The 3326-nt window shown below is 71.0% G+C and carries 4 protein-coding genes; all 4 read right to left on the bottom strand.

Annotated elements, in window-relative coordinates; translation table 11 throughout:
- A partial coding sequence (locus RDU12_RS14180; RefSeq protein WP_308685267.1) for a hypothetical protein occupies positions 1-701 on the bottom strand: 701 nt, incomplete at its 3' end.
- 75 nt (positions 702-776) lie between these two features.
- Positions 777-1904, bottom strand: a complete 1128-nt coding sequence (locus tag RDU12_RS14185) for an ABC transporter permease (RefSeq protein WP_308685269.1) — start codon at positions 1902-1904, stop codon at positions 777-779.
- A 1-nt stretch (position 1905) separates the two neighbouring features.
- On the bottom strand, positions 1906-2844 hold the full coding sequence (locus tag RDU12_RS14190) for an ABC transporter ATP-binding protein (RefSeq protein ID WP_300293269.1): 939 nt from the start codon (positions 2842-2844) through the stop codon (positions 1906-1908).
- Positions 2841-3326, bottom strand: a 486-nt coding sequence (locus RDU12_RS14195) for an HlyD family efflux transporter periplasmic adaptor subunit (RefSeq protein WP_308685272.1), incomplete at its 5' end; no start/stop codon positions are given. The genes RDU12_RS14190 and RDU12_RS14195, both read right to left, overlap by 4 nt.

The following is a 3326-nucleotide window of genomic DNA, read 5'->3' on the forward strand; positions in this document are numbered from 1 at the left end:
GGCTCGATCTCGACGTCCGGCAGGCACGACCGGATCAACGGCTCCTCGACCAGCATGTAGCGCCAGCCGAACGGATGCGGTTTCGGCCCCCGCCGCCCGGTCAGCCAGCGGCCGACGTCGCGGTCCCCCTCCTCGCGGTACAGGAACCAGCCCATGCCGACGTTATGGCGGACCGCGAAGGCCTGCTGGCGGTCGATCAGGGTGCGCAGCCCGTCCACCGAGGCCTCGTACCGGGCCTCGGCCTCGTCCCTGTCGACGCCGGCGTCTCGCATGATGTCCCGGATCCGCCGCTCGCGGCGCTCCAGCATCTGGCCCTGCAGGAACAACGGGTCCGCGCCCCCATGCAGGACGATCGCGGCCCCGGGCTCGACGATCAGCCGCCGGGCCAGGGGCAGGAAATAGTTGGCGCAGGACGAATAGCACCGCTCGCGCACCCGGACCGTCAGCGTCAGCGGCTCCAGCCGTTCGGCGATATCCAGCGCCTGCTTGATGTCGCCCCCGCCGCTGTTGACCACCAGCTCCGTCGTGGTCGGCGCCAGCTGGGCGCGCACGCAGTCCGCCATCGCCTCGGTCACCGGTCCCTCCAGCAGGAAGGTCGTGGCGCTGACCTGCTCGCAGCGGGTCGGGTCCTCCGCCTCGGGCGTCTGCATCGCGCCGCCGAAGACGGCGACCATCAGGCTGAGCGCGAAGCCGGCGACCATGGATGCCCCTCCCCCTTGCGGACGGGCCACCTAACCATGCGCGCGGGCGCCGTTCCACCCGATCGGCGGGCCGACCTAGTCCAGCGTCGTCCGGTAGCGCATCATCGCCAGCGTCCCGACCACCAGCACGAACAGGCCCAGGGCGAACAGGCTCGGCCCGGCGTTCTCCAGTCCGACGCCCTTCAGCAGCGAGCCCCGCACCACCCGCAGGAAATGGGTCACCGGAATGGCCTGGCCGAGAACCTGGGCCCAGTCCGGCATGCCCCGGAACGGGAACATGAAGCCCGACAGCAGGATCGCCGGCAGCATGTAGAAGACGCTCATCTGCATCGCCTGCAGCTGGGTCCTCGACACCGTCGAGATCAGGAACCCCAGCGACAGCGAGCCGACGATGAACAGCATCAGCCCCACCCCCAGGGCGATCCATCCGCCGCTCATCGGCACCTCGAACAGCAGCCGCGCCATGACCAGGAACACCACGGCCTGGACCAGCCCGACCAGCACATAGGGCGCCAGCTTGCCGACCATGACCTCCAGCGGCCGCACCGGCGTGGCCAGCAGGCTCTCCATCGTCCCCCGCTCGCGCTCCCGCGCCATGCCCAGCGAGGTCATCATCACCAGCGTCATCGACAGGATCACGCCCAGCAGGCCGGGCACGATGTTGTAGGCGGTGATGGCCTCGGGATTGTAGCGTCGGTGCACGATCACCTCGAACGGCGCCCGCCCCGGCGCCCGCGCCGCCAGCGGCCCGGTCAGGTCCCGGGTCAGCGCCTGCGACGGCAGGCTGGCCAGCGCCGCCACCGCCCCCGAGGTCGCCGACGGATCGGTCGCGTCGGCCTCGACCAGGATCTGCGCCGCGTCGCCGCGCACCACCCGCTTGGTGAAGTCCGCCGGAATGATCACCGCGAACTGCACCTCGCCCCGCTCCAGCACCCGGTCCAGCTCGGCCTGGCTGCGCGCCTGCACGGTGATGTCGAAATAGCCGCTGTTGTTCATCGCGGTCAGAATCGAGCGCGAAAAACCGCCGTTGTCCTGCACCAGCACCGCCGTCGGCAGGTTCCGCGGATCGTCGTTGATGGCGTAGCCGAACAGCAGCAGCTGCACGATCGGCAACAGCAGGATCATCGCATAGGTCAGCCGGTCGCGCGTCAGCTGGATGAACTCCTTGACCATCACGGCCCAGGTGCGGGTCAGGGACAGCATCTCAGGCCGCCCTCTTCTTCTCGGCCTCGATGTCGTGGATCAGCTGGATGAACACGTCCTCCAGCGTCGGCCGCGTCTCGGTCCATGTCAGCGGCGCCTTGCGGTAGGGCTGGATCGCCGACTCCAGCGCCGCCCGGTCCCGCCCCGACACATGCAGCACCGTTCCGAACGGCGCCGCCATCTCCACCCCCGGCCTGGCCCGCAGCTCGGCCCCCAGCCGGTCCGCGCCCGGCCCCTCGGCATGGAAGGTCACCAGCCCCGAGCCGTCGATCACCTCGTCCGCCGTGCCCCGCGCCAGCGTCCGCCCGCCGGCGATATAGGCGATCTCGTGACAGCGCTCGGCCTCGTCCATGTAGTGGGTCGAGACCAGCACGGTCATGCCGTCCGCGGCCAGCGCATGGATCTCGTCCCAGAAGGTCCGCCGCGCCTCGGGGTCCACCCCCGCCGTCGGCTCGTCCAGCAGCAGCAGGTCCGGCCCGTGCAGGGTCGCCGCCGCCAGCGCCAGCCGCTGTTTCCAGCCGCCCGACAGGTTTCCCGCCAGCTGCGCCCGCCGCGCCGTCAGACCCAGTCCGTCCAGCGCCGCCTGCACCCGCTGCTTCCGCCGGTCCAGCTCGTGCACCCGGGCCATGAAGGTCAGGTTCTGCTCGATCGACAGGTCTTCGTAGAGCGAGAATTTCTGCGTCATATAGCCGACGCGCTGCTTGATCAGCCGCGACTGGGTCATGACGTCGTGGCCCAGCACCGTGCCCTCGCCGCTGTCGGGCGTCAGCAGGCCGCACAGCATCCGCAGCGTCGTCGTCTTGCCCGCCCCGTTCGGCCCCAGAAAGCCGCAGATGCGCCCGCGCTCGACCGTGATGCCGAAATCCTTCACCGCATGCAGCGCCCCGAACGACTTGTTCAGCCCCCGCACGTCGATGACCGGCCCGGCGACGTCGGTCACTGATCGGCCCCCAGCGGCGCCACGTCCACCGGCAGGCCGGGGTTCAGCGTCGCCGCATTGGCCGGCCGCGCCTCGACCCGATAGACCAGCCGGTCGCGGCTGCCCTTGCTGTACAGGATCGGCGGGGTGAACTCCGGCCGCGGGCTGACCCAGCTGATCCGGGCGCTGCCCGGCGCCGCGCAGCCGTCACAGGTGAAGCGCACCGTCCGGCCGGGCCGATAGAGCGCCATCTCGGCCTCGGGCACGAAGAACACCAGCTTGACCTCGCTGTCCGGCAGCAGGGCCAGCACCGGCGTATTGGCGGCCGCCCACTCGCCCGGCCGGTAGAAGATCTCCTCGACCCGCGCCGCCGCCGGGGCCGTCGGCGACAGCTGGCCCAGCCGCGCCTCGGCCTCGCTCAGCCCGCCCTCGGCCTGGACCGCCTGCTGTTCGGCCTGAGAGATCGCGTCCTGGCGCGCGCCCAGCGCCGCCACCTCGCGCCG

Origin of the sequence: Brevundimonas sp. (assembly GCF_031082345.1) — a bacterium.
In the GTDB taxonomy this organism is placed as follows: domain Bacteria; phylum Pseudomonadota; class Alphaproteobacteria; order Caulobacterales; family Caulobacteraceae; genus Brevundimonas.